Genomic DNA, 25,545 nt, shown 5'->3' on the forward strand with positions numbered 1-25,545 from the left:
ACCTGGCCTTTCCACTCCCCCATGGGCGTGGGCGGCAACCATGGACGCCGGGTAAACTCTCGCTACGTGACTTCCAAGCCCCGCATCCCCGACGTCCTGGCCGGCCGCTACGCATCCGTGGAGCTCGCCACCCTGTGGTCCCCCGAGCAGAAGGTGGTGCTGGAGCGCCGTCTGTGGCTGGCGGTGCTGCGGGCGCAGAAGGACCTCGGGATCGAGGTGCCGGACGAGGCGATCGCGGACTACGAGCGGGTGCTGGAGCAGGTGGACCTCGCGTCCATCGCGGAGCGCGAGAAGGTCACGCGGCACGACGTCAAGGCCCGTATCGAGGAGTTCAACGCGCTCGCGGGCCACGAGCAGGTCCACAAGGGCATGACCTCGCGCGACCTCACGGAGAACGTCGAGCAGCTGCAGATCCGGCTGTCGCTGGAGCTCGTGCGCGACCGCAGCGTGGCCGTGCTCGCCCGCCTGGGCCGGCTGGCCGCCGAGTACGGCGAGCTGGTCATGGCCGGGCGCTCCCACAACGTCGCCGCCCAGGCCACCACGCTCGGCAAGCGGTTCGCGACCGCCGCCGACGAACTGCTGGTCGCCTTCGCCCGCGTCGAGGACCTCCTCGGCCGCTACCCGCTGCGCGGCATCAAGGGCCCGGTCGGCACCGCGCAGGACATGCTGGACCTGCTGGGCGGCGGGGCCGAGGGCGAGGCCAGGCTCGCGGAGCTGGAGCGGCGGGTCGCACAGCACCTGGGCTTCTCGCGCGAGTTCACCTCGGTGGGCCAGGTCTACCCGCGCTCGCTGGACTACGACGCCGTCACCGCGCTGGTGCAGCTGGCCGCCGCGCCCTCGTCGCTGGCCAAGACGATCCGGCTGATGGCCGGCAACGAACTGGTCACCGAGGGCTTCCAGCCCGGCCAGGTCGGCTCCTCGGCCATGCCGCACAAGATGAACACCCGCTCCTGCGAGCGCGTCAACGGCCTGGCCGTCGTCCTGCGGGGCTACGCCTCGATGGTCGGCGAGCTGGCGGGCGACCAGTGGAACGAGGGCGACGTCTCCTGCTCGGTGGTGCGGCGTGTGGCGCTGCCGGACGCGTTCTTCGCGCTGGACGGCCTGATGGAGACCTTCCTGACGGTGCTCGACGAGTTCGGTGCCTTCCCGGCCGTCATCGCCCGCGAACTCGACCGCTACCTGCCGTTCCTGGCGACCACGAAGGTGCTCATGGCCTCCGTTCGCGCCGGGGTCGGCCGCGAGGTCGCGCACGAGGTCATCAAGGAGCACGCGGTGGCCTCCGCGCTCTCGATGCGCGAGAAGGGCGCCGACCGCAACGAGCTGCTGGACCGGCTCGCCGAGGACGAGCGCATCCCGCTGGACCGCGCGCAGCTCGACGCCCTCATGGCGGACCGGCTCTCCTTCACCGGCGCGGCGTCCGCGCAGGTCGCGGAGGTCGTCCGGCGCGTCGAGGAGGTCACGTCGCGGCATCCGCTGGCGGCCTCGTACCGGCCCGGGGCCATCCTCTGACGACCGGCAGGCCCACGCAGGACGAGCTGGAGGCCGCCCGCGAGCGCACCGTCCCCGATGTGATCGCGGACGGTCTGCGCGTGCTCTTCTGCGGCATCAACCCCGGTCTGATGTCCGCCGCCACCGGCCACCACTTCGCCCGTCCCGGCAACAGGTTCTGGCCGGTGCTGCACGGCTCCGGGTTCACGCCGCGGCGGCTGGACCCGTCCGAGCAGCAGGAGTTGCTGTCGTACGGGCTCGGGATCACCAATGTGGCGGCGCGCGCCTCCGCCCGCGCGGACGAGCTCAGCAGGGCCGAACTCGTCGCGGGCGGCGCGCTGTTGACGGAGCGGGTGCTCCGGCACCGGCCGCGCTGGCTGGCGGTCGTGGGTGTCACCGCCTACCGGGTGGCGTTCGCCGATCCGCGTGCCGCGATCGGTCCGCAGGAGCGGACGATCGGCGACACGCGGGTCTGGGCACTGCCCAACCCCAGCGGCCTCAACGCCGGATGGACGACGGCGGCGATGGTGGAGGAGTTCGGGCGGCTGCGGGCCGCGGCCGGTGACTGAGTCCCGGCCTCAGCAGCGCGGCACCGGCTTGCTGTACGTGGTGCCGCTCGGCGAGGCCACGTAGTGGTCCGAGACGTAGCGGCCGCTGTCGAGCCGGTCCCAGATCTTGGTGGTGCCCACCTTGGTACCGCTCCGCTGGCACACCACCCACGCCAGCCCGCCGTTCGGTGCCTTGCCCTGGGCGGCGTACGAGGTGCCGGGGCCGCTCCGCTGGGTCAGTCCGCCGCTCGCGGTGATCTGGTACGGGTAGACGCAGCGCGGGACGGGTGAGCTGTAGCCGGTGGTCGAGGGCGTGCTGACGTAGTGGTCGGTGACGTAGGTGCCGTCGCTCAGCTTGTCCCAGACGGCCGTGGTGCCGACCTTCGGGCCGGGTGTCTGGCAGAGGACCTGGAGTGTGGAGCGGGACGCGTGGGTCCGCACGACGGGGTAGCTGTCGGACGGCCCGGAGCGGGCGTTGAGGACGCCGGGACTCGTCACCGTGTAGGCGTACGCGACGGTGGCGACGGGGGCGTCGAGGCGGTCGTTGTCGATGTTGACCGTGACGCCCCCGTAGGTCTCGTCGTGGCTGCCGCGGTACTGCTTGGCCCGCTGGTGGACGGCCCACTTGGCGTCCGGCACGCCCGTCCAGCCCTTGAGGGTGTCGGCGCCGTCGTAGCGCGCGATCCACAGGGCGTCGGGGCGGGCGTAGGACGCCGAGGTGAAGACGTCGGCGAGCTGCCCGGCCCCGAGGTTGAGGTTCATGTAGACGCCCGAGACGTAGCCGAGGCGGTGCAACTCCTTGGTCCAGGCGGACAGATAGCTGAGCACGGCGGTGCGGCAGCCGGTGTCGGACTGCGTGTAGTTCTCGATGTCGTTGTAGAAGGCGCTGCCGGGCCGCATGCCGAGCGCCTTGGCCGCGGCGATGGCGTCCCGGGCCGCGGTGGTGCCCTGGGTGCGGGCGGTCGCCGCGGTGCGGCTGATCTTCGCGTCGGTGGGGCGGCCGCCGCACGGCGGCTGGAGGCCTTTGTGGATCGGCAGCAGGCGCCACTTCAGCCGGGAGACGGAGGTGACCCAGGCGGCCGTCAGTTCGGGCTGGGCGCAGGTGCGGTTGACGCCGCTGATGTACACGCCGAGCGCGCGGTACGGCGAGGCGTTCCACGCCTGGATGGTGGTCAGCGGCGGGGCGGTGCAGGCGTCGAAGGCGAGCCCGGAGTAGCGGGTCGCGGTGGCCCCGGCCGGATAGCCGGTGCTCGTGGCGGGTTCGGCGGCGGCGGCCGGTGCGAGCACCAGGGCGCTGACGACGGCCAGGACGGCCGAGAACACGGCGGCCGGCAGGCGCCGCAGGCGACGCCGGAGGGCGCGGAGGGGCGGTTGGTGAACGGTACGGCGCGGGTGCGGCATGGGCGGTTCCCCCTGGATGGCGCGACGCGCCGCGGATCCGGTGGGCGTCCGGCCGTCCGTCCGCCGGGGCGTTCGGTCCGCCGGGCGGACTTCGGGGCCTGTCCGGGCTCGTGCCGCCGCGCATGATGTCGCGTCAAGCTGTTCCGTACGCAGCGTAGGCGCCCGGTCGCGCCACCGTCGAGCACTACGGGCGGGAAGCCGCCCTAAGGGATGAGGTCCGTGTCGGCGACGGCGGCGAGCAGATGGGGTGTGGCGTCGGCTATCGCTATCCAGTGCCGGCCGACGCGCCAGGTGAAGGCCTCGTCGGCGTGGCCGCTCAGGACCGCCAGCGGCGCCGGCACGGCCTCGCCCAGCGCCGAACGCTCCAGGTACGGCCGGAGGTCGACCATCGTGGCCGGTCCGCCGTAGCGGCCGGTCAGGGCCGACACGAGGGACTCGCAGGCGGCCCCCACGTCGTCCTCCCACTGCGGGAGCAGCCCTTCGTCGGCATCGCGGCAGCCGTCCCCGGCGGCGAGGTCCGCGAGGTGGAATCCGGGGTCGCCGCCGGCCGCGTCGAGGCGGGCGCGCAGCGCCTCCACGGCGGCGAGGTGACGTACGAGATCCATGGGAACAGTAAACCTCCCGGGTCCGACACTTGACGTCCCGTCACGGAAGGGACCGCCGGGCCACTCGCCGCGGGCGGCCCGGACGGGTACGATCCGGCCAACACGCGCGCACGCTGGGAGGACGTACTTTGGCGGGGCTCACCGGCGGGGATCCGTCCCTGCTCCGGCGGATCAATTCCGCTGTGGTGCTGCACGCGCTGCGTGGTGCCCCCGGGCCGAGCCTGACCGAACTGGTGCACAGCACCGGGCTGTCGCGGCCGACCGTGGAGGGCGTGATCGAGGGCCTGATGGAGTCGGGCCTGGTGGTCGAGGCGCCGCAGGAGCCGGGGGACGCGCGCAAACAGGGGCGGCCGGCCCGCCGGTTCCGCTTCCATGCCGAGGCGGGGCATCTGCTGGGCATCGAGATCGGGGCCCGCCAGGTGCGGGCGCTGCTGTCGGACCTGAGCGGCCGGGTCCTCGGTTCGCTGGCGCACGACGTGGCCGACGCGACTCCCGCGGAGGAACGGCTCGAACGGGTGCGGGGCACCGTCGCCGAGCTGCTGCGCAAGGCGGGAGTGGCGCGCAGTACCTTGTGGGCGGTCGGCGTCGGCAGCCCGGGGATCGTGGAGACGGACGGCGCGGTGCGGCTGAGCACGGCCCTTCCGGGGTGGACGGGCCTGCCGCTGGGCGAACGGCTGCGCCGGTCGTTCCGCTGCCCGGTACTGGTGGAGAACGACGCGAACGCGGCGGCCGTGGCGGAGCACTGGAAGGGCGCGGCCGTCGGCACCGACGACGTCGTCTTCGTGCTGGCCGGGCTCAGCCCGGGCGCGGGCTCGCTGATCGGCGGCCGGCTGCACCGGGGGTTCGGCGGGGCGGCGGGCGAGATCGGCGCCCTGCACCTGCTCGGCCGCGAGGCGACCCCGGAACGCCTGCTGTCGACGACCGGCACACCGCTGCACCCGCTGGACGAGCCCGCGGTGGCCGAGGTCTTCGCGCTGGCGAGGGCGGGCGACGCGCAGGCCCGTGAGGCCGTCGAGCGCTTCCTGCACCGCCTGGTGCACGATGTGGCGGCGCTCGTGCTGGCCATCGACCCCGAACTCGTGGTGATCGGGGGCTGGGCGGCCGGACTGGACGGTGTCCTGGAGCCGCTGCGCGCCGAGTTGGCCCGTTACTGCCTGCGGCCGCCGGAGGTGACGCTGTCGGCGCTGGGGCAGGAGGCGGTGGCCACCGGCGCGCTCCGGCTGGCCCTGGACCACGTTGAGGAGCAGCTCTTCGCGGTGGCGCGCACGTCCCTGCTCAACCGCTGAGCGACCTCCGGAGCCGGGGCGTTTCGAGAGCAATTCGGGGGAAATCTCACGACTCATCGGCCTGCCTGTTTTGCCGGTTTGTCCGACCAGCCGACGATCCCTGTCATCGGCAGTTGACGCCGCGCCGCGGTGGCGCGGCCGGTGGAAGGGCGTCCCGCGTGCGGCGAGCTGTGATCCTGGGTGTGTCCGTGGTCCTGGCGGCGGGGGCGCTCACCGCGGCACCCGCCTCGGCCTTCATGCCCGATCCTGTGGACGACCCCTTGCGGGCGGCTGGTGTCGCGCTGGCCGCCGACGCGGCCGCGGGCGCGGGCATCGCCTTCGGCCCCTGCCCCAAGGACAGCGGCATGGCCGCGCCGGTGCAGTGCGGCAAGGTCGCGGTGCCGGTGGACTACGCCCAGCCGAACGGCCGGCGGATCGAACTGCTGGTGAGCCGTCTGCGCGCCACCGGTCCGGCCTCGGGCCGGCAGGGCGCGCTGCTGTTCAACCCGGGCGGCCCGGGCGCCCCCGGGCTGTGGTTCCCCGCCGTCGGCCTGAAGAGCGCCGGCCCGGTGACCCGCAAGGTGTGGGCGACGGCCGCCAGGACGTACGACCTGATCGGCTTCGACGCGCGCGGGGTCGGCCACTCGGCACCCATCTCCTGCGTACGCCCCGAGAACTACTTCCACGCGCCCTCACCCGACCCGCGGACCGCCACCACGGCCGTCAAGAACCGGGAGCGCGCCGAGGCCAGGACCCGCGCGGACGGCTGCGGCCGCCGCTCGGGGGCCCTGCTCGCCCACATGACGAGCGCCGACATGGCACGCGACATGGATGTCATCCGCGCCGCCCTGCACGAGAGCCGCATGAACTACTACGGCGTCTCGTACGGCACCTACCTGGGCGCGGTGTACGCCACGCTCTTCCCCCGCCATGTGCGCCGCATGGTGCTGGACAGCGTCGTCGACCCGGACCCGCAAGGCGTCTGGTACGGCACCAACCTCAGCCAGGACGTGGCGTTCGAGGGCCGCTGGGCCGACTGGCGCGCCTGGGTGGCCCGTTACGACTCCGTCTACAAGCTCGGCTCCACGCCGAGCCGCGTGCAGGCCTCCTTCGACCTCGCGATGCGCAAGCTGGCCAAGAAGCCCGCCGGCGGCTCCGTCGGTCCCGGCGAGCTGCACGCGACCGCCGAGAACGCCGCCTACTACGACCAGCGCTGGGTGGTCTTCGCGTACCAGCTCTCGCGCTATCTGCACGGCGACGACAAGCCCCTGGTGGCCGCGGCCACCCCCGACCGGTCCGGGGCGAAGGACGCGGAGAACGGCGACGCGGTCTACCTGGCCGTGCAGTGCTCGGACGCCGCATGGCCGCGCGACTGGGCCACCTGGGACCGCGACAACTCGCGCCTCGCGCTCCGGCACCCCTTCGAGACCTGGCCCAACGCCTGGATGAACCTGCCGTGCGCCACCTGGCCCGCACCGGCCGGGGAAGCGGTCGACGTCGGCGCCCTGGCCGCCGAGCTGCCGCCGGTGCTCCTGACGCAGTCCGAACGGGACGCCGCCACACCGTACGAGGGCGCGCTGGAACTGCACCGCAGGCTGCCGGGCTCCCGGCTCATCACCGAGGTGGGGCGCGGTTCGCACGGCCTGGTCAGCATCTGGAACCAGTGCCTGGTCTCACGTGTCGACCGCTACCTGACCTCGGGCAGCGTCGGCGACGGGGACGTGCGCTGCGCCGGGCACCCGGTGCCCGTGCCGTCGGGCGCGCAGGGCGCGAAGGACGCCAACACGGGCCGCTACTACTGACCCGGCGGCCCGGGGGCGCGCCCCGGCGGGTGCCTCAGGAGGCCGCCGCGTGCCGATCGCCGTCGTGGTGGGTGATCTCCATGGCACCGCTGTCGCCGAAGGTGAGCCGGCAGGTGTCGGCCCGGTAGGTGGCGACGGCCACGGCGGCGGCACGGCCGCCGCTGAAGTAGCGGGTGGTGACGACGAGGACGGGGGCGCCGGGCAGCCGGTCGAGCTGCTTGGCGTCCTCGGCGCGGGCCGAGCCCAGCTCCACCGCGCGGTCGTCGCCGTCGAGTTCGAGGGCGTGCAGTGCGCGCAGCACTGCCGGGGCGTGGCCGGCGGGCGTCAGGTCGTCGCCGAGGCCGGGAACCGAGGACCGCGGCACGTAGAGCAGCTCGGTGGCGACGGGCTGGCCGCCCATCGCGCGCACCCGGCGGACGGTGTGGACCGGCTCCTCGGCGCCGGTGCCCAGAGCGGCGGCGACCGCGGCGGGAGCGGCGGCCTCGGCGCAGCCGACGGTGCGCCACGCGTCACCCGCGGCGCCCGGCCAGGTGCCCTGGGAGGGACCGACGGAGACGCCGACGCGGGGCGGGGCGACGGTGGTGCCGACGCCGCGGCGGCGCTGCAGGCGTCCTTCCAGCTCCAACTGCTCCAGTGCCTGGCGCAGCGTGGCCCTGGCGACGCCGAACCGGGCGGCGAGGTCGCGCTCGTTCGGCAGGATCTCCCCCACCGCGAACTCCGAGTCGAGGGCGTCGACGAGCACGGTCTTGAGGTGCCAGTACTTGGGCTCCGGCACATTCTCGAGCTGCGTGGTCCCCACCCTGATCCTCCGCAATCGGCCTGGCCCCACCGGGGGTTTGTTCAGCCTTGTTTCCGAACGGCTCTTTATTAAAGGTTCTTGCACTACTAGGGGACGATAGGGCCGCCCTGCGGCTTGGTCAAGACCAATGCTCGCCGCCCCGGGCGGATCCGGCCGCGCCCGCCGTGCAGCGTTCACATGGTGTTCGCGCCCGTCACAGGCCGTTCGCACCCTGGTAGCGTTCGCCGCCGCCACCGGCACGTGGCGGATACACCGACGGCGAGGGAGCACGGTCATGGCGGCGGTCACGGTGGTCACCGGAGGCGGGCGCGGCATCGGGGCGGCGGTGGCGCTGCGGCTCGCGCGCGACGGGCACGCCGTGGGCATCGGCTACCAGCACGCGCGCGAGGAGGCCGAGGAGGTCGCCCGGAAGGTGCGCGAGGCGGGCGCCGAGTGCGTCGCGGTGCAGGGCGACACCAGTGACGGGGAGCAGGTGGAGCGGCTCTTCGACACCGTGCGGGAGCGGCTGGGCGCGATCACCGGGCTGGTCAACAACGCGGGCGTGACCGGGCCGCTCGGCCGCTTCACCGAGACGCCGGTCGAGGAGATGCGCCGGGTCGTCGACGTCAACGTGATGGGCGCGATCCTGTGCGCGCGCCGGGCCGCGCTGGAGATGTCCACGCGGCACGGGGGCGGAGGCGGCGCCATCGTCAACATCTCGTCGGGCGCCGCGACTCTGGGCAGCCCCGGGGAGTACGTGCACTACGCGGCCAGCAAGGCCGCCGTGGACGCCCTCACGCTCGGCCTCGCCAAGGAGCTCGCCCCGGACGGCGTGCGGGTCAACTCGGTGCAGCCCGGCATGATCGTGACCGGCATCCACGCGGCCATGGGCGACGCGGAGCGGCCGTGGCGGAACCGGGACCGGGTGCCCATGCGGCGGCCCGGGGAGCCGGAGGAGGTGGCCGGCGCGGTGGCGTGGCTGATGTCGCCGGAGGCGTCGTACACCACCGGCGCGGTGCTGCGGGTCTCGGGCGGGCTGTAGCCGCAGGGGTCACGCGCCCGCCGGTGCCTCGTCGTCGTCGGCGCGCGCGGGATCCTCGCTCTCGATCGCGCGGACCACGTCCTCCGCCAGCGCCGCGACCGCCGGGATGACACCCGGGGCGGCGAGCGCGAGGTGGCACAGCGACCAAGTGAGCGTCACCACACGGGTCTCGCGGGCCTCCAGGGCGTCCATGAGACGGTAGGAGACCAACTGGGCGGCGTCCTCGCGGGCCGCGGGATCGACCCAGGCGGTGGCGACGATCGCGAGTGCGGCCGCCTCGCACACCCAGTCCTCGGCGTTGCCCAGCACGTCGGCCAGGAGCGCACGGCGCCGGGACCCCGCCCACGGCTCGTCGGTGCGGTGGTGGGCGAGCCCCAGGCACGCCCAGACCTGCACGGCGCGGATCCACAGGTCGGGGGCCTGCGCCGCGAGCGCCCGGCCGAGTTCGTCGTCGCGCGGGGCGGGCGGGTGGACCAGGACGCCCAGCAGGTCCTCCGGGTCGAGGGCCGACAGCACCACCGCGTCGTCGTAGGCGGCGGGCAGATGCGGCCAGCCGTGCCACGCGACGCGGCGCACCGCCTCGGCGGCCTCGGGCGACGGGGGCTGCACGGCGGGGTGCGCGGTGGTGCCCTCGTACGCCCACAGCGGTGTGGCCACCGGGCGGGGCGGCACCCGCAAGTCCGGCTCGGGCACGTCCTGGACGGCGAGGGCGGCACGCGGGAAGGCCGTGCGCAGGGCGAGCAGCGCGCTCGGGGGCTCCAGGGCGGAGACGGTGAGCCCCAGTTCGGCGTCGGCGGCGACCCCCTGCTCCAGGGCCTGGTGGAGCAGGCTGACGATCGCCTCGTTGCCGCCGGGAATCCAGTTCAGCCAGGGGCGGCCGCGGCCGAGGCGGGTGAGGAGTTCGCCGGCGTACGCGTGGTCCGGGGCGTCGCGCAGGTGGTCGGCGAGCGCGACGAGGTGCCGCGTGCCGCCGTCGAGCGCGTGGCGCAGGGCGTGCGCGGCCGGGGCCGCCTTGGGGTGGGCGGGGTCGGCCGCGGCGGCGCGTTCCGCCCATTCCAGGCCCTCGGCCGGACGGCCGAGGGCTTGGAGCAACTCGGCGATGTCGATGCACAGATCGAGGTCGGAGGGGTCGCGCAGCGCCTCGCGGCGCCACACGTCGAGTGCCTCCTCGGGGCGGCCCGCGCTGCGCAGCGCGTAGCCGAGCATCACGGCGGCGGGGTGGCAGGGCTCCAGGGCGTACGAGCGCCCGGCCCAGGCGACGGCGTCCTCGGCGCGGCCCATGCGGCGGGCGAGCGTGGAGCCGCACCACAGGAGCATGGTGTGGTCGGGATGGCGGGCAACGCTCGCGCGGAGCAGGTCGAGCAGCGGTACCAGGGGCGCGCGGTGCTCCTCTTCCACCGGGTCGGGCAGGCGGGGGGCCACGCCGGCGGCGGCGCCGGCGACGGTGTCCGGGTCGACGAGCTCCGCGATGTCCGGGCGGCGCAGCCAGGCGACGTCCAGCCACGGCCGGTCCGGCTCGTGGCCCGCGCACTGGGCGAGCAGGCCCAGTGCCTCGTCCCACCGCCCGGCGACCGCGCACAGGTGCCCGCGTGCGGCGACCGTCCCGATGTACGCCCGCTTCTCCGGCTCGAACCAGTCCAGGGCCTTCTCGGCGCCTCCGGCGCGGGCGGCGAACTCGGCCAGTGCCTCGTGTGTCTCCGGCAGACCGGGATCCCGGGCGAGCGCGTCCTCCAAGTGGCGTGCCGCGTGGGTCAGATCGCCGTCCGCCAAGGCGATCCGGGCGGTCGCGACCTCCCCCTCGGCCTCCAGCCGCCCGGCGTCCCCACGCTCTTCGGACCGATCAGCCATGGCAGCTCCCCACCTCACCCCTGCGCCGACTCCGGCACCCTAACCGAGCGCTTCCGCCCCACCTGTCACAGGGCGGGAGCCGATGACGCGAGGCCGGTCAGCTTGCCGGGGTTGGTGAGCACGTAGACGGTCGTGACCAGGCCGTCGGTGAGTTCGAGGGAGACGACGGTGTGGGGCAGGCCCCGGGAGGTGAGGACGAGGGAGGGGACGCCGTTGACCTCGCGGAGGGTGAACGCGGGGTCGGGCACCGGGGTGGGCGCGATCGCGTGGAGGAAGCGGGCGACCTTGGCCGCGGTCTCGATGACACGCCGCGGGGCCTTCTGCACGCCGCCGCCGTCGCCGACCAGCCGCACGTCCGGGGCGAGCAGCGCGAGCAGGCCGTCCATGTCGCCGCCGAGGGCGGCGGCGAGGAACCGCTCGGTGATCTCGGCGGTCGCGGCCGGGTCGGCGTCGTAGCGGGCGCGCTTCTCCTCGACGTGGCGGCGGGCCCGTCCGGCCAGTTGCCGCACGGCGGGCTCGGCGCGGTCGAGGACGGCTGCGATCCGGGCGTACGGGTAGTCGAAGGCCTCGCGCAGCACGAAGACGGCGCGCTCCAGCGGCGACAGCGACTCCAGCAGGACGAGGACCGCGAGGGAGACGGACTCCGCGAGGACGACGCGGTCGGCGGTGTCGGGCACGGTGTGCGCGAAGTCGGTGGCGACGGGCTCGGGCAGCCACGGGCCGACGTACGCCTCGCGCCGCGACTGCGCCTGCCGCAGGCGGTCGATGGCGAGCCGCGTGGTGACGGTCACCAGGTAGCCGCGCGGTTCGCGCACCGCGTCCCGGTCGGCGGCGGCCCAGCGCAGCCACGCCTCCTGCACGACGTCCTCGGCGTCGGCGAAGCGGCCGAGCATGCGGTAGGCCACGCCCGTCAGGACGGGACGGTGCTCCTCGAAGACCGCTGCGGCGGCGGTGTCGTCTCCCACGCCTCCCATTCTTCCGGGCACCCGGCAGACCGGCACGGCGGGGGGAACCGTGCGAGCGGCCGCCCTCAACGCCCCTCGTCGCCGTGCCGGTTGAGCGGTACACATTCGTTAGCGCAAGGAAACACTTCCAAAACCCGAACCGTCCGCCGGGCGTACACAATCCCCCCAACCAGCAGGCCGACCGATCGCCGCACCCCGAGGAGCAGCATGTCCGCGCAGGCCACCGACGTGGCGAAGGGCTCACCGCCCGCGCCAGGCAACCCACTTGACCGCTACTTCCGCATCGGGGAGCGCGGGTCGACCTTCGGCAGGGAGATCCGCGGTGGCTTCGCCACCTTCTTCACGATGGCCTACATCCTCGTGCTCAACCCGATCATCCTGGGAAGCGCGAAGGACAAGTTCGGGCACGTCCTGTCAACGGGTCAACTGGTCACCGCCACCGCGCTGGTGGCCGCCGTCATGACCGTGATCATGGGTGTCGGCGGCAACCTCCCGCTGGCGATCGCGGCCGGCCTCGGCCTCAACGCGGTGGTCGCCTTCCAGATCGCACCCCTGATGAGCTGGGACGACGCGATGGGCCTGGTCGTCCTGGAGGGCCTGCTGATCTGCGTCCTGGTGGTCACCGGACTGCGGGAGGCGGTGATGCACGCGATACCCCAGCCGCTGAAACAGGCGATCAGCGTCGGCATCGGCCTGTTCATCGCCTTCATCGGCTTCGTCGACGCCGGTTTCGTCAGCCGCATCCCGGACGCCGCCAACACCACCGTCCCGGTCCAACTGGGCGGCAGCGGCGCGCTGTCGGGCTGGCCTGTGCTGGTCTTCTGCCTCGGTGTGCTGCTGACGGTCGCACTGCTGGCGCGCAAGGTGAAGGGCGCCATCCTCATCAGCATCGTGACGATGACGGTGGTCGCGATCGTCGTCGACGCGGTGGCCGACATCAAGAGCTGGGGCCTGACCACGCCCAAGGTGCCGGACGACGTCTTCGCGGCGCCGGACTTCGGGCTGCTCGGGCATTTCAGTCTCTTCGGGGCCTTCGGCGAGATCAGCGTGATCACGGCCGTGCTGCTGGTCTTCACCCTCATCCTGTCGGACTTCTTCGACACCATGGGCACGGTCGTCGGCATCACCGCCGAGGCCGGCCTGCTGGACGAGGAGGGCAGGGTCCCCAACCTGGGCCGGGTGCTGCTGATCGACGGCGCCGCGGCGGTCGCGGGCGGCGCGGCCTCCGCGTCCTCCAACACCGCCTACATCGAGTCGGCGGCCGGTGTCGGCGAAGGCGCGCGCACGGGCTTCGCCAACCTCGTCACCGGCGGGCTGTTCGCGGTGGCGCTCTTCCTCAGCCCGCTGCTGACCATCGTGCCGCTCCAGGCGGCGGCGCCCGCGCTGGTGGCGGTCGGCTTCCTGATGATGACGCAGGTCAAGAACATCGGGTGGGACGACTTCGAGGTCGCCCTCCCCGCCTTCCTGACGATCGCCGTGATGCCGTTCACGTACTCGATCACCAATGGCATCGGTGCCGGCTTCATCGCGTACGTCGTGCTGAAGACCGTGCTGGGCAAGGCCAGGCAGGTGCACTGGCTGCTGTGGGCGGTGTCGGCGCTCTTCGTGGTGTACTTCGCGATCGATCCACTGGAGCAGCTGCTCGGCGTGAAGTGACCCGTCCGGTGACCGCGGGGCGGCCGTCGCGCGGCGGAGCCGCGCGGCGGTCGCGGCGGTGAAGAAGACCCCGACCGGGACGGGGGCCCCCGGTCGGGGCCGCTGGCCGGGCCGGCGCTCCGCGCGACGGCCCGTACTTGTTCGAACTACGGGCGGACCGCCGTAGTTCCCGCCGCGGTCCGTGCGGGCGGTGTGAGGTGCGGCACTCCCGCGCCGGCGCCCGGACCGGCCGGACGGCCCAGCCCCTCGCGCGGGTGAAGCGCGGCTGTCGGGCAGGCGGACGGCGGCTGTCGCGTGCGGGGTACACGCGAATGTTCGGTCTCAATTGCGCAACGACAGGTTTGAGTTGCCGTCCCCCTCTTAACCGCACCCCTAGGTGCTTGATACACATGGTTGCGCGTTCCTGTCCGTCGACGGTCGCTCCTCCCCCACGCTTGTCGCCGAGTCCTCGGCCGTCCATCAGGAACGCCCATGTCTTCGCGGACCGCGCCCCCGCGCGCCCTGCTGCCGCTCGTCGCCCTCTTCTGCGTCGGCTACCTCGCCCCGTACCTGATGCCGACCGTCGTCGGACGGCTCACCACCGGGCTCGCCCTGAGCGGTTCGCAGGCCGGCGCCGTCGGCAGCGCGCTGCTGCTGGCCTCCGCCTGCGCCGGGTTCCTGCTGGCCTCGCGGGTCGACCGGATCGGCCGGGCACGGCTGGCCAGGTGCGGTCTGCTGCTCATCGCCGGCGGCTTCGCCACGGCCGCCGCCACGCACCACGTCGCCCTGGTGGTGGCCGGCTGCGTCGCCGGGGGCTTCGGGTCCGGTACGGCGACGGCGGTGGCCGCCGTGGGCATCGCCGGGCAGCGGGAACCGCACCGGGTCACCGTGCTCGGCCTGCTGGCCACCTCCGCGGTGGCCGGCGCGCTCTACCTCGTCCTGCCGGCGCTCGGCGGCGGCCACGCCCTGCCGCTGGCCGCCATCGGCGCAACGGCCCTGCTCGTCCTGCCGCTCACCCGGTGGCTGTCCGCCGCCCCCGTCACCGCGTCCCGGTCCGAGGCCGCCGGTCCGCTGCCGCACCGCCGCTCCGGCCTGGTGCTGGCGGCGTCGATGCTGTGCTGGTCGATGGCGCAGAACGCGCTGTGGGGCGTGAGCGGCCGCATCGGCCTGGACCGGGTCGGGCTGTCGGAGGCGGCGCTCGGCGTGGTCTTCGCGGTCGCCCTCGGCGGCGGGCTGCTCGGGGTCACCGCGGCGGGCGCGCTCGGCCCGCGCCTCGGTCGCGCGCTGCCGGTGGGCCTCGGCACCGCGCTGATCGCCGGCTGTGTGGCGGTCAGTTCCTCGGCGCACGACGCGACGGCCTTCGCCGCCGGCGAGATCCTGTGGAACACGTTCTATCCCGTGGTGCTCTCCTACGCGATCGGCCTGGCCGCCTCGCTGGACGGCCGCGGCCGGTGGGCGGTGTACGCCGGTTCCGCCTCGTCCCTCGGGGTCGCCTGCGGCCCGCTCACCGGCGCCGTGCTCGGCGCGGGCCTCGGCTTCCCCGCGATGGGCGGCGTGCTCGCCGGTGTGCTCCTGGCCGCCGCCGTGCCGCTCACCGCGGTCGCCCTCGGCTCCGCCACCGGCGGCCCCGGCCGCGTCGCGATCGCGGTCCGCCGCCGCAGGTCCGCCGCCGCCGTCGCCGCCCGCTCCGAGTTGGGCCGCGCCGCCTGACCGTCCGGGTCCGGACCGCACCCTCATCCCAGTGCGGATCGGCCTCGACGGCCGTGCTGGGCCGGCTCCGCCGCCAGTAGCCGCGGGCGCGTCGCGGTCGGAACGCCGCCGCCGCCAGGCCCGGACGACACCGGCCGAACCACGCCGTCAGCCCACAGCCGATCGGCCCGGCCGTCCGCAGCCGGTGGGCGGTGTACGCCGGTTCCGCCTCGCCCCTCGGGGTCGCCCGCGGCCCGCTCACCGGAGCCGTGCTCGGCGCGCGCCTCGGCTTCCCCGCCATGGTCGGCGTACTGGCCGCTGCACTCCTGGCAGCCGCCGGCAGCCCCCGCATCGCGGTCGCGGTCCGCCGCCGCCGGAACGCCGCCGCCGTCGCCGCCCGCCCCGAACTCGGCCGCGCCGCCTGACCGCCTGGCCCGGACCGCACAGGCCGGGCAGCGCCGTCAGCCCAGTGCGAATCGGCCCGGCCGCCTCGTCCCTCGGGGTCGCCTGCGGCCGGCGGGCCGTTCACGCCGGTTCCCCCTCCCCCCTCGGACTCGCTCACGCCGTGCTGGGCCGGGTACGCCGGCTCTTCGCCGCTGGCAGCCGCGGACACGTCGCAGTCGGAACGCCGCCGTCGCCGCCCACCCCGAACTCGGCCGAGCCGCCTGACCGCCTGGCCCGGACCGCACAGGCCGGGCAGCGCCGTCAGCCCAGCGCGAATCGGCCCGGCCGCCTCGCCCCTCGGGGTCGCCTGCGGCCCGCTCACCGATGCCGCGCTCGGCGCGCGCCTCGGCTTCCCCGCCATGGTCGGCGTACTGGCCGCCGCCCGCTCTCGGCTCCGCCACCGGTGGCCCCGGCCACGTGGCGGTCGCGGTCCGCCGCCGCAGAAACGCCACCGTCGCTGCCCGCTCCGAACTCGACAGCGCCGCCTGATCGGCCGCAGCAGGCGGGCGGTGCAGGCCAGCTCGCCGCGGTCGCGGTCCGCCGCCCCTGCCCGCTCGGAGCCGGCCGCACAGGCCGGGCCGCGCCGTCACGCCAGTACAGATCGGCCTGGCCGGTCGCGGACACGCCGACGCCGCCCCGCTCACCGGTACCGGCGCCCGGGCGCCGCCGTCAGCCCAGTGCCTTGTCGAGGTTGAAGGCCGCGCTGATCAGGGCGAGGTGGGTGAAGGCCTGCGGGAAGTTGCCGCGCTGTTCGCCGGTGCGGTCGATCTCCTCGGCGTACAGGCCCAGGTGGTTGGCGTAGGTGAGCATCTTCTCGAAGGCCAGGCGCGCGTCGTCGGCGCGGCCCGCCCGGGTGAGGGCCTCCACGTACCAGAACGAGCAGATGGAGAACGTGCCCTCCTCGCCGCGCAGTCCGTCCGGGCTCGCCATCGGGTCGTACCGGTAGACCAGGGAGTCCGACACGAGGTCCTTGCCGAGCGCGTCGAGGGTGGACAGCCACTTCGGGTCGGTCGGCGAGATGAACTTCGCGAGCGGCATCATCAGCACGGACGCGTCGAGCACGTCCTCGCCCTCGGCCTGCGTGAAGGCGCCGCGCTCCTCGGACCAGCCCTCGCGCATGATCCGCCGGTAGATCGTGTCCCGGGCCCCGCACCAGCGGGCGTGGTCGGCGGGCAGGCCCCGGTGGTTGGCCATGCGGATCGCCCGTTCGATCGCCACCCAGCACATCACGCGCGAGTAGAGGAAGTTCTTGCGGCCGCCGCGGGTCTCCCAGATGCCCTCGTCGGGCTGGTCCCAGTTGTCCACGACCCAGTCGACGAGGCCGCAGACGGTGTCCCAGTGGGCACTGGAGATCGGCGCTCCCCACTTGTCGTAGAGGTAAAGGGAGTCGATCAGCTCCCCGTAGATGTCCAGCTGGAGCTGGCCGACCGCGCTGTTGCCGATCCGGACCGGCGCCGAGCCCCGGTGGCCCTCCAGGTGCGGGAGTTCGCGTTCGGGCAGATCGGTGCGGCCGTCGATGCCGTACATGATCTGCAGCGGTCCGTCGCACGGCCCGCTGCCGTCGTCCCCACAGGGCCCGAGGGCCACCCGCTCGGACAGGAAGCGCATGAAGGACTCGGCCTCGTCGGTGAACCCCAGCCGCAACAGGGCGTAGACGCAGAACGCGGCGTCGCGGATCCACACGTAGCGGTAGTCCCAGTTGCGCTCGCCGCCGATGCGCTCGGGCAGGCTGGTGGTCGGCGCGGCCACGATGGCCCCGGTGGGCGCGTACGTGAGCAGTTTGAGCGTCAGCGCCGAGCGGTGGACCATCTCCCGCCACCGGCCCCGGTAGCGGGACTTGGACAGCCAGTGCCGCCAGTAGCGGACGGTGGCCTCGAACTCGCCCTCGGCCTCGGTCAGCGGGCAGCCGCGCAGTTCGACACCCTCGCCGATCTGGTCCAGCGCGAAGACTGCGGTCTCGCCCTCGGCGAGCTTGAACTGCGCCCACACGTCGGTGCCGTCGGTCTCCATCGGCACCCCCGAGGTCAGCGAGAGGGTCTGGACCGAGGATTCGAAGATCGCCTGCACCCCGTGGATGTGCGTGGTGTGCGGCACCGTGCCGTACACGAAGCGCGGGGAGACCCGCACCCGGAACGGCAGCAGTCCGCGCACGCAGACCACCCGACGGATCAGCCGGTGGCGGCCCTCGTCGTGGGAGTCGTCCACGACCGGCATGAAGTCCTGGACCTCGCCCATGCCCTCCTCGGCGAAGAAGCGGGTGATGAGGACGTTGGTGTCCGGGAAGTAGAACTGCTTGGTCAGCGCCGGTACGTCGGCGGCCAGCTCGAAGCTCCCGCCGCGGTCGGCGTCGAGGATCGACGCGAAGATACTGGGTGCGTCGAACCGGCCGCAGCAGTACCAGTCGATGGTGCCGTCGGTGCCGACCAGGGCGGCGCTGCGCAGGTCGCCGATGAGTCCGTGGGCGGCGATCGGCAGGTACCGGTCGCCGCCCGCGAGCGCGGACGGGGATGCGGGGGCTTCTGCTGTCACGGTGGCCTCCTCGGTCGCCGGGCGAACCGGATGTAGCGACAAAAGCCACCATTCAGACTAGTCCCCCTGGGCGTCCCCGCTCTCGCCGTGCACTGCGGCCTCTGCGTCCCCGGCGTCCCCCGCACGGCCCGCGTCCTCGGCGTACTCGATCAGCGCGTTCGCCTCGGCGACGCGCCGCTCGGCGATCGCGCCCTCCCGGCCCGCGTAGCCGGCCAGCACCTCACGGGCCCGGGCCACCGCGCGTCCCGGCAGCCCGAGGTCGGCCTCCAGCCAGGCCGCCATGAGCTGGGCGGCGCTGCGGTCGTCGCCCGGCCCGAAGGTCTCGGCGGCACGCTCGGCGAAGGCCACGCCCTCCTCGTACGCCGTGCGCGCGGAGCCGTCGTCCTCCGCGTCGCCCGGCTCGTGGGCGCAGGCACGGACGACCAGCTCGCCGCTCTGCCGGTAGGTACCGGCCAGCTCCGTGCGCAGGTGGTGCGCCTCGGCCAGGTCACCGGCGGCCGTCGCGGCCTCCAGTGCCGCCTCGCCCTCGGCGGCGGCGCGCTGCATGAGGCGTCGGCCCTCCGCGACACCGCCCTGACCGTCGCCCAGGGTGATCCAGGCCCGCGCCCGCAGCGTCCTGACCACCTGCGCCGGGCGCTCCAGGCCGCGCCACAGCTCCTCGGCGCGGGCGTAGGCGCGGACGGCCTCGCCGGCCAGGCCGGCCCGTTCCAGGCAGTCGGCGGCGAGATGGGCGAGGACGGCGTGGTCCCGCTGCTCGTCCCAGCCCTTGGCGATCTCCGCGGCGAGCAGGAACTGCTCCGCGGCCGCGCGCGGCTCGTTCAGGTCCTGAAGGCACTCGCCCAGCCACCAGCGGGCCTGGACGACCCGGCCCTGGTGGTGCGCGGCCTCCAGGTCCGGCAGCGCGGTCTCCAGGACGGTGGCCGCCTCGGCGGTCCGGCCCTGCCGCAGCTGCGCGCCGCCCAGGACGAGCCGCGCCCAGGCGCCCAGTCCCTCGGCCTCGCCCGCCTCGTCGGCCCAGTGCGCGCCCTCCAGGGCGTGCCCGGCCGCCTCGTCGTTCCGGTCGCCGGCAGCGAGCGCCGAGGCCAGGACGGTGTGCAGGTGGGCGCGCTGCACCGGTTCGAAGTAGGCATCGCCGTGGTCGAGCGCGGCGCGGGCCGACGTCTCGGCGGTGGCATTGTCGTCGCACTGGAGGGAGAGGTCGGCGAGCAGCGCTTCCGCCTCGGCCGCGTACCAGGGCAGCCCGGCGTCGTGACGGACGGCGGCGGCCCGTGCGAACAGCGCGGCGGCGGTCGTCACGTCGCCGCGCGAGGCGGTCAGGCGGGCCTGGAGGACGAGGGCGTCCGCGAGCCGGGAGGCCATGCGCTCCGCGTCGCGGTGCTCCTCGGCGAACGCGACGAGCCGGGCGACCTCCTCCTCGGCCTCCGCTCCGGGGTCCCGCAGCCGGACGCGGGCCAGCAGCGCCCCGCTGAGCTGGCGCGGCGTCGCCCTGCCCGCGGCGTGCAGTGCGCGCAGGGCGTCGCAGGCGGCGTCGAGGGCCGCCAGGGCTTCGTCCGCGGGGTCTGCGGGGTCCGTGGGGTCCCCGAGCGCGGTCGCGCAGGCGGCCCGGGCACGGCAGGCGGCGGCCTCGCCCGGATCGCCCGCGGCCTCGAAGAGCTCCGCCGCGGTCTCGAAGTACGGCACGGCCGTGCCGGGGTCCTGGAAGGCGTCGATGCCCGCGTGGTCGGCGATCTCCGCACGGGCGCGGGCGTCGAGTTCCGTCCCGGTCCGCTCGGCGGCACCCGCCAGCGCGGCCCATGCGGCGCCCGCCCCGGGGTGCTGGATCCCGGTCAGCCGGCGCGCCTCCGCGAGCAGCGCGGGCACGTCGGCGGGGGCGGCCGCCGCGGGCTCGGGGGCCGCCGCGGCGGTCCGCGGCCGCTCGGGCGTCGTCAGGCGCTGCGCCCGGACGCCGAGCGGGAGCCGGTCCACCAGCGGGCGTCGGCCGAGCCGCTCGCGCACGCGGCGGCCGACGGCGTCGTTGCCGTTGCGGGCGTCGAAGCGCGCGGCGAGCGCACCCGCCTCCCGCTCGGCGTGGGCGAGCATCTCGCCGGCGGTCCAGGAGGACCCGGCCGGGCCCGGGACGGCACGGCCGGCGTGGCCGAGGTCGACGAGGCGGCGCATGAGAAGCGCGGTGGCCACATGGAAGTCCAGGTGGGTGTCCGGGTCGCCTTCGTCGGTGAAGTACGCGGGGTGCTCGGCGAGGATCTCCAGGCCGCGGGCCTCGTTGCCGGTGAGCGCGCAGAACTCGACGTGGCTGCTGACCGCGCCGCGCATGCTCTCCATGGACCGCGCCATGCGGTAGCCGCGCAGGTGGTGGGCGCGTGCCTCGTCGAGCCGGCCGAGCCGGACCAGGGGCAGCAGCGAGGAGGCCAGCACATGGTGCGGTTCGTGCGCGCAGGTGTAGGTGCCCTGGAGCACGGGTTCCCAGGTGGCCAGCGCCTGCGCGTCCTGGCCGAGGTCGGCCTGCCAGGTGCCCTGGCCGTGCAGCTCGCAGGCGTGGCAGTCGGCCATGATGTCGCGGTCGGCGGCGAGCCAGGCGGCGAAGGCGGCCTCCGCGCGGCCGGTGTCGCCGAGGTGCCGCGCGATGCGGAAGTCGCCCTGCCGCACGGCGCGTTCGGAGTGCCCGGCCAGCCGGTAGCGGTGCTCCATCTCGCTCTGCCACTTCTCGATGGAGGCGAGCGGGACGTCGGGCTGGTCGAGCATCACGCCGGCGACCCATTTGAATATCCAGTGCAGTTGACTGGTGGTGGAGCTGTCGAAGTCGGCCGGCTGCGCGTCCCACATGCGCAGCAACCGGGCGAAGGGCACGAAGAACTTGGTCCGCTCGCTGCTGTACGTGTAGGCGCTCGCGAGGTTGAAGAGGGCGTCGAGCAGCAGCGGGGTGTCGCCGGTGGCCTCGGCCTCGGCGACGAGGCGCTCGGCGCCGGCGTTGCGGGCCCGTCCCTCGGGCTCGTCGCGGTTGTGGGCCAGAGCGCGGTGCACGGCCGCGACCGCGGGGTCCTGGGTGCTCATCGGCCGTCCTCCTGTTCGCCGTCGGCGGCATGGGGCTTGGGGTCGGAGCCGGGGTCGTCCCCGGTGCGGGCGGCCCATTGGAGCAGGCCGAGGAAGGCGCGGTTGAGCAGCGCGGAGTCGGCGGGGCGCAGCGGGCGCTGGGCCATCAGCAGCGCCTGTCCGTACAGCGCCTCGGCGGCGGTGGCGGCGAGTTCGGCGTCGCCGAAGCCGCTGATGCGCCGGACCAGCGGGTTGAGGTGGTTGAGCACGAGCCGGGCGCGGGGCGCGCCGCCGCGCAGGGCGCCGAGGATGCCGGCCCACAGTTCGCCGGCCTGCTCCTCCTCCTCGGCGCGGGCGCGTTCGTGCCGCGCGGACCGGTCGTCCAGGTGCAGGGCGGGGACGGTGACGGGGTGGAAGGCGCGCAGGCTCACGTCGCAGCCCAGGGCGTCGAGGCGGGCCCGGGCGGCGGCCAGGAAGCCGGACAGGGCCAGTTCCTCGGCCGGGTCGACGGCGTCGAGGTGGGCGGTGACGGTGTCGGCGTCGAGTTCGGCGACGGGGGTGCCGGGCCGGACCGCGGGCAGCAGTTCCACCAGGTCGGCGTCGTAGGTGTAGCCACCGTTGACGACGCCGATGCCCTGGGCCGCGGCAATCGGCGCGACCTGCCGGAACTCCTCGACGGTGCGGGTGAAGTGCACGACGGGGTGGCGGCGGGCGAACTCCTCCAGCGACAGCTGCCCGTCGGTGGTCTCGAACGGCAGCCACGGCAGCATCGTGCGCAGCATGTCCGTGTCGTACCGGACCAGGGACTTGACGCCCAGATGGTGCACGGACAGGAACTGGGCAAGCCGCTCGGGCTCCCCCGCGGCCAGGCCGGTCAGCCAGGCCCGGACGCGTTCGCCCAGTGCCTCGCGGACGGCGGCCAGGGTCTCGTCGGCGTACAGGCTCTCGCGGGAGGCGGTCGGCCGCAGGCTGTCGGTGTCGACGACGCACCGGACGAAGAACGCCCAGTCGGGCAGGAGGTCGTCGGCCCGCTCGGTGAGCAGCATGCCCTTCAGGTGCACGCGGTGCCCGGCGCGCTGGGCAGGGCTGACGGCGGCGGGCAGCACGTAGCCCACTCCCCGTACCCCGGCGAGCGGGACGTCGAGGTCGATGACGTCCAGCGGGCTGAAGCCGAAACGCTCGTGGCAGTAGCGGGCGAGCGCCACGCGCCGCGCGGCCGGGCCGGGGTGCGGGCGCTCCCACACCGGCGGCCGTTCGGTCACCGGCGTGCCGCCGACCCGCACGTCGTACGGCAGCAGCGAGCCGAAGTCCTTGGCGAGCGCGGTCACGCGCTCCTCGGTGAGCCATTCGCCGCTGCCGGGCCGGGCGGTGAGGTGCACGGTGGTGCCGGGCTCGGGGCGGGCCTCGTCGGGCAGGGTGCGGACGGTGTACGAACCGTCGTCGCGGGCCGTCCACTCCACGGGCGGCGCGTCCGGCACACGGGCGGAGCGGCTGACGACCCGGATCCGGTCGGCGACCACGAAGCAGGCGAGCAGGCCGATGCCGAACTGGCCGAGGAACTCGGCGCGGGCGGACTCCAGTCCGTCGCGCTTGGAGCTGCGGCCGATGGTGGCCAGCAGGTTGTGCACATCGGCCTCGGTCAGGCCGATGCCGGTGTCCTCCACGCGCAGCCGCTCCCCGTCGGCGAACAGCTCCACGCGCGCAGGTGCCCCGGGCTGCTCGGCACGGCGCGCGGTGATGGCGTCGACGCCGTTCTGGAGCAGTTCGCGCAGGTAGACCTTGGGGCTGGAGTAGAGGTGGTGGGAGAGGAGGTCCACCAGGCCGCGCAGGTCGACCTGGAAGGTGTGCGGTGTCTCGTCTGCAGTCATGGTGTCTGCGCCGGCAAGGCCCCGGAGGGGGCGGCGCGGGTAGGGCGATCTGGTGATCGCGGCCGCCGAATGCCGCACATCGTATGGCGGCGCGGCCCGGCGTGACCAGCGGTTTCCGCGGGCGCGGGCGGTGCGCGGGGCTCGCGGTGGCGTCGCGGGCCGCCACGCCCGGCAAGGTACCGGCCGGTTGTTCACCGGTCGTTGGGGCCGACGGCACACGGCACGAGTAGGAACGGTCGCGGACACTCGACGGCCCACTTTTTGCGGACTTTGGAGGTCACGATGGCGAACGGAACAGGAAGCGGCGTCGGGCGGCGCGCAGTGCTGCGGGGCGGGCTCGCCGCTTCGGGGGCGCTGCTGGTCCCGGCGGCGGCCGCTCCCGCGCTGGCCCTGTCGGGGCGGCCGACGGCGACGTCCGGCGTGCAGAGCGGTGACGTGACGGCGACGGGCGGCCTGGTGTGGGTGCGCTCGGACCGCCCGGCGCGGATGATCGTGGAGACCTCCGCGACGGGGTCGTTCCGCAACGCGCGCCGCTGGACCGGCCCGCTGGTCGGCCCGGACACCGACTTCACCGGTGCGACCCGGCTGCACGGCCTGCCGTCGGGCGAGCAGATCCACTACCGGGTGCTGCTGTCCGACCCGCACGACCCGCGCCGCACCGGCGAGCCGGTCTCCGGCACCTTCCGGACCACACCCCGGAGCCGGCGGGCAGGGGTGCGTTTCGTGTGGTCCGGCGACCTGGCCGGGCAGGGCTGGGGCATCAACCCCGACATCGGCGGCTACCGCATCTTCGACGCGATGGGGTGCCTGGACCCCGACTTCTTCCTGTGCAGCGGCGACAACATCTACGCCGACGGGCCGATCGCCGCGACCCAGGCGCTGCCCGACGGCACCGCCTACCGGAACATCACCACCGTGGAGAAGTCCAAGGTCGCCGAGACGCTGGCCGAGTTCCGCGGCAACTTCCGCTACAACCTGCTGGACGGGAACCTCCGGGGGTTCAACGCCCAGGTGCCCTCGATCATCCAGTGGGACGACCACGAGGTGCGCAACAACTGGTACCCGGGCGAGGTCGTCGGGGCCTCGGACCCGCGCTACACCGAGAAGAGCGTGGACGTCCTCGCGACCCGCGCCCGCCGCGCGTTCAGCGAGTACTTCCCCGTCTCCACGCTGCGCCCGGGCTCCGGCGGCCGGGTCCACCGCGTGCTGCGGCACGGCCCGCTGCTGGACGTCTTCGTGCTCGACATGCGCACCTACCGCAACGCCAACTCCCCCGACGACCAGACCCGCGACCCGCAGGGCATCCTGGGCCGCGAGCAACTGGAGTGGCTCAAGGGCGAGCTGTCGCGGTCCCGCGCGGTGTGGAAGGTCATCGCCGCCGACATGCCGATCGGCCTGGTCGTGCCGGACAGCACCGAGGGGCTGCCGAACATCGAGGCCGTGGCGCAGGGCGACCCGGGCGCGCCGCTGGGGCGCGAGCTGCAGATCGCCGAGCTGCTGCGCTTCGTCAAGCACCGCCGGATCACCGGCACGGTGTGGCTGACCGCCGACGTCCACCACACCTCGGCGCAGCACTACCAGCCCTCGCGTGCCGCTTTCGCCGACTTCGAGCCGTTCTGGGAGTTCGTCTCCGGCCCGCTCAACGCGGGCGCCTTCCCGGCGAGCGCGCTGGACGGCACGTTCGGCCCGGAGCGGGTCTTCGTGAAGGCCCCGACCGCCGCGAACGTCTCGCCGGCCGAGGGCTACCAGTTCTTCGGCCAGGTCGACATCGACGGCCACTCCGGGGACCTGACGGTCCGTCTGCGGGAGCAGGACGGCAGCGTCCTGTTCACCAAGGTGCTCCGGCCGGGCCTGGTCGGGCAGTAGCCGGGCCGGGCGGCGAGGAGCGTCCCGGCGGCGGCCGTACGGTCCGCCGCCGGGACCGCGGCGCCCACTGCACGGGCGTACGCAAATCCCCCGGGCAGGAGGACGAATTCACGTCCCGCCGGGGCCGCACGACCACGTCCTGCGGTAGACATGCAGGTCGTGACCGACGAACTGACCTACGACCACCCGGGCGTCACCAGGGACCCCGGCGCGGCGACCCCGCCCGGGTTCCACCGGTTGCGGGAGCGCACATGGCTCGGCGAGGGTCCGGAGGTCATGGCGGCCGCCACCCGCGCCCTGTTCGGCTGGCGGATGCACCGCGCGGCGGGCCTGCGGGTGCCCGCGGGCACCCCGGACGCCGCGCCGGGGGTGCGGGCGCCGCTGCGCTTCGGCCCCTTGAGCGCTCCGTGCCGGGTGGTGTGGGCCGAACGGGGCCCGGAGCGGGCCGGGTTCGCGTACGGGACGCTCGCCGGACACCCCGAGCGCGGCGAGGAGTCGTTCGTCGTCGGCCGGGAGGCGGACGGCTCCGTGTGGCTTGATGTGACGGCCGTCAGTGGACCCGGCGCGTGGTACGTGCGTCTACTGGGCCCCTTGGGGCGCGTCACTCAGCGTGTCCTCGCCCGCCGGTACGGACGTTGCCTGCGCCGATTGTCGCAGGACGAAACTATTGAAAAGGGGAGTTAATCGACATGGAACACCCTTTACCCGTCGGTCACAGCGCGTTCGCGATCGCGCAACACGTGTT

The 25,545-nt window shown here is 74.4% G+C and carries 18 protein-coding genes; 10 read left to right on the forward strand and 8 right to left on the reverse strand.

Translation table 11 applies throughout. The features are described 5' to 3' along the window. The first annotated feature begins 21 nt into the window (after positions 1-21). Entirely contained in the window at positions 22-1,509 is a 1,488-nt protein-coding gene (gene purB / locus ACIP64_RS23100; protein ID WP_401589789.1) for an adenylosuccinate lyase, read from the forward strand. A 59-nt stretch (positions 1,510-1,568) separates the two neighbouring features. Then, positions 1,569-2,057 (forward strand): G/U mismatch-specific DNA glycosylase, encoded by a 489-nt coding sequence (gene mug, locus ACIP64_RS23105; protein WP_401589792.1) that lies wholly within the window; start codon positions 1,569-1,571, stop codon positions 2,055-2,057. A 9-nt stretch (positions 2,058-2,066) separates the two neighbouring features. Here the strand turns inward: mug and ACIP64_RS23110 are convergent, their stop codons facing one another. Further along, positions 2,067-3,437, reverse strand: coding sequence for a glycoside hydrolase domain-containing protein (locus ACIP64_RS23110; RefSeq protein WP_401589794.1), 1,371 nt, complete (start codon positions 3,435-3,437; stop codon positions 2,067-2,069). A gap of 203 nt (positions 3,438-3,640) precedes the next feature. Next, positions 3,641-4,042 (reverse strand): hypothetical protein, encoded by a 402-nt coding sequence (locus tag ACIP64_RS23115; protein ID WP_401589797.1) that lies wholly within the window; start codon positions 4,040-4,042, stop codon positions 3,641-3,643. Positions 4,043-4,170: 128 nt separating this feature from the next. Here ACIP64_RS23115 and ACIP64_RS23120 point away from each other — a divergent pair, with 128 nt between their 5' ends. Both ACIP64_RS23120 and ACIP64_RS23125 read left to right on the forward strand, forming a co-directional pair. Continuing rightward, complete coding sequence (locus ACIP64_RS23120; RefSeq protein ID WP_401589799.1) at positions 4,171-5,328, forward strand: ROK family transcriptional regulator; 1,158 nt, start codon at positions 4,171-4,173, stop codon at positions 5,326-5,328. A gap of 158 nt (positions 5,329-5,486) precedes the next feature. Beyond that, on the forward strand, positions 5,487-7,109 hold the full coding sequence (locus tag ACIP64_RS23125; protein ID WP_401589802.1) for an alpha/beta hydrolase: 1,623 nt from the start codon (positions 5,487-5,489) through the stop codon (positions 7,107-7,109). A 34-nt stretch (positions 7,110-7,143) separates the two neighbouring features. Here ACIP64_RS23125 and ACIP64_RS23130 read toward each other — a convergent pair whose 3' ends face one another. Beyond that, a complete protein-coding gene (locus ACIP64_RS23130) occupies positions 7,144-7,908 on the reverse strand; it encodes a GntR family transcriptional regulator (RefSeq protein WP_401589805.1) in 765 nt (254 codons plus the stop codon). Positions 7,909-8,182: 274 nt separating this feature from the next. Between ACIP64_RS23130 and ACIP64_RS23135 the strand changes: the two genes are divergently transcribed. Further along, positions 8,183-8,929: an SDR family oxidoreductase gene (locus ACIP64_RS23135; RefSeq protein ID WP_401589808.1), complete on the forward strand. Its 747-nt coding sequence runs from the start codon at positions 8,183-8,185 to the stop codon at positions 8,927-8,929. 9 nt (positions 8,930-8,938) lie between these two features. Here ACIP64_RS23135 and ACIP64_RS23140 read toward each other — a convergent pair whose 3' ends face one another. Together ACIP64_RS23140 and sigJ are read right to left on the reverse strand one after the other, a co-directional pair. Next, a complete protein-coding gene (locus ACIP64_RS23140; protein ID WP_401589810.1) occupies positions 8,939-10,777 on the reverse strand; it encodes a hypothetical protein in 1,839 nt (612 codons plus the stop codon). 65 nt (positions 10,778-10,842) lie between these two features. Continuing rightward, on the reverse strand, positions 10,843-11,751 hold the full coding sequence (gene sigJ, locus ACIP64_RS23145; protein ID WP_401589813.1) for an RNA polymerase sigma factor SigJ: 909 nt from the start codon (positions 11,749-11,751) through the stop codon (positions 10,843-10,845). A 198-nt stretch (positions 11,752-11,949) separates the two neighbouring features. Here sigJ and ACIP64_RS23150 point away from each other — a divergent pair, with 198 nt between their 5' ends. From ACIP64_RS23150 to ACIP64_RS23160, 3 genes are all read left to right on the forward strand, one after another. Beyond that, complete coding sequence (locus ACIP64_RS23150) at positions 11,950-13,398, forward strand: NCS2 family permease (protein WP_401589816.1); 1,449 nt, start codon at positions 11,950-11,952, stop codon at positions 13,396-13,398. A gap of 471 nt (positions 13,399-13,869) precedes the next feature. Next, positions 13,870-15,087, forward strand: coding sequence for an MFS transporter (locus ACIP64_RS23155; RefSeq protein ID WP_401589819.1), 1,218 nt, complete (start codon positions 13,870-13,872; stop codon positions 15,085-15,087). A 191-nt stretch (positions 15,088-15,278) separates the two neighbouring features. After that, positions 15,279-15,491 carry a hypothetical protein gene (locus ACIP64_RS23160; protein WP_401589822.1) on the forward strand — a complete coding sequence of 71 codons (213 nt, stop codon included), beginning with the start codon at positions 15,279-15,281 and terminating at the stop codon, positions 15,489-15,491. Between the two features lie 688 nt (positions 15,492-16,179). On the opposite strand, the gene ACIP64_RS23165 is transcribed toward ACIP64_RS23160, so the two are convergent. The 3 genes from ACIP64_RS23165 to ACIP64_RS23175 are packed head-to-tail and all read right to left on the reverse strand — an operon-like array spanning position 16,180 to position 22,934. Beyond that, positions 16,180-18,039, reverse strand: coding sequence for a glycoside hydrolase family 15 protein (locus tag ACIP64_RS23165; protein WP_401589824.1), 1,860 nt, complete (start codon positions 18,037-18,039; stop codon positions 16,180-16,182). A 57-nt stretch (positions 18,040-18,096) separates the two neighbouring features. Then, on the reverse strand, positions 18,097-21,087 hold the full coding sequence (locus ACIP64_RS23170) for a tetratricopeptide repeat protein (protein ID WP_401589827.1): 2,991 nt from the start codon (positions 21,085-21,087) through the stop codon (positions 18,097-18,099). Beyond that, positions 21,084-22,934, reverse strand: a complete 1,851-nt coding sequence (locus ACIP64_RS23175) for an HSP90 family protein (RefSeq protein ID WP_401589829.1) — start codon at positions 22,932-22,934, stop codon at positions 21,084-21,086. Before ACIP64_RS23175 ends, ACIP64_RS23170 begins: the two co-directional genes overlap by 4 nt. A 282-nt stretch (positions 22,935-23,216) precedes the next feature. Between ACIP64_RS23175 and ACIP64_RS23180 the strand changes: the two genes are divergently transcribed. Then, the gene (locus ACIP64_RS23180) at positions 23,217-24,800 is read left to right on the forward strand and encodes an alkaline phosphatase D family protein (RefSeq protein WP_401589831.1); all 1,584 of its coding nucleotides are present in this window, start codon (positions 23,217-23,219) and stop codon (positions 24,798-24,800) included. Between the two features lie 150 nt (positions 24,801-24,950). Beyond that, positions 24,951-25,484 (forward strand): DUF1990 family protein, encoded by a 534-nt coding sequence (locus ACIP64_RS23185; protein ID WP_401589834.1) that lies wholly within the window; start codon positions 24,951-24,953, stop codon positions 25,482-25,484. Positions 25,485-25,545 lie beyond the last annotated feature (61 nt).

Source organism: Streptomyces sp. NPDC088733 (genome assembly GCF_044751185.1).
Lineage (GTDB): Bacteria > Actinomycetota > Actinomycetes > Streptomycetales > Streptomycetaceae > Actinacidiphila.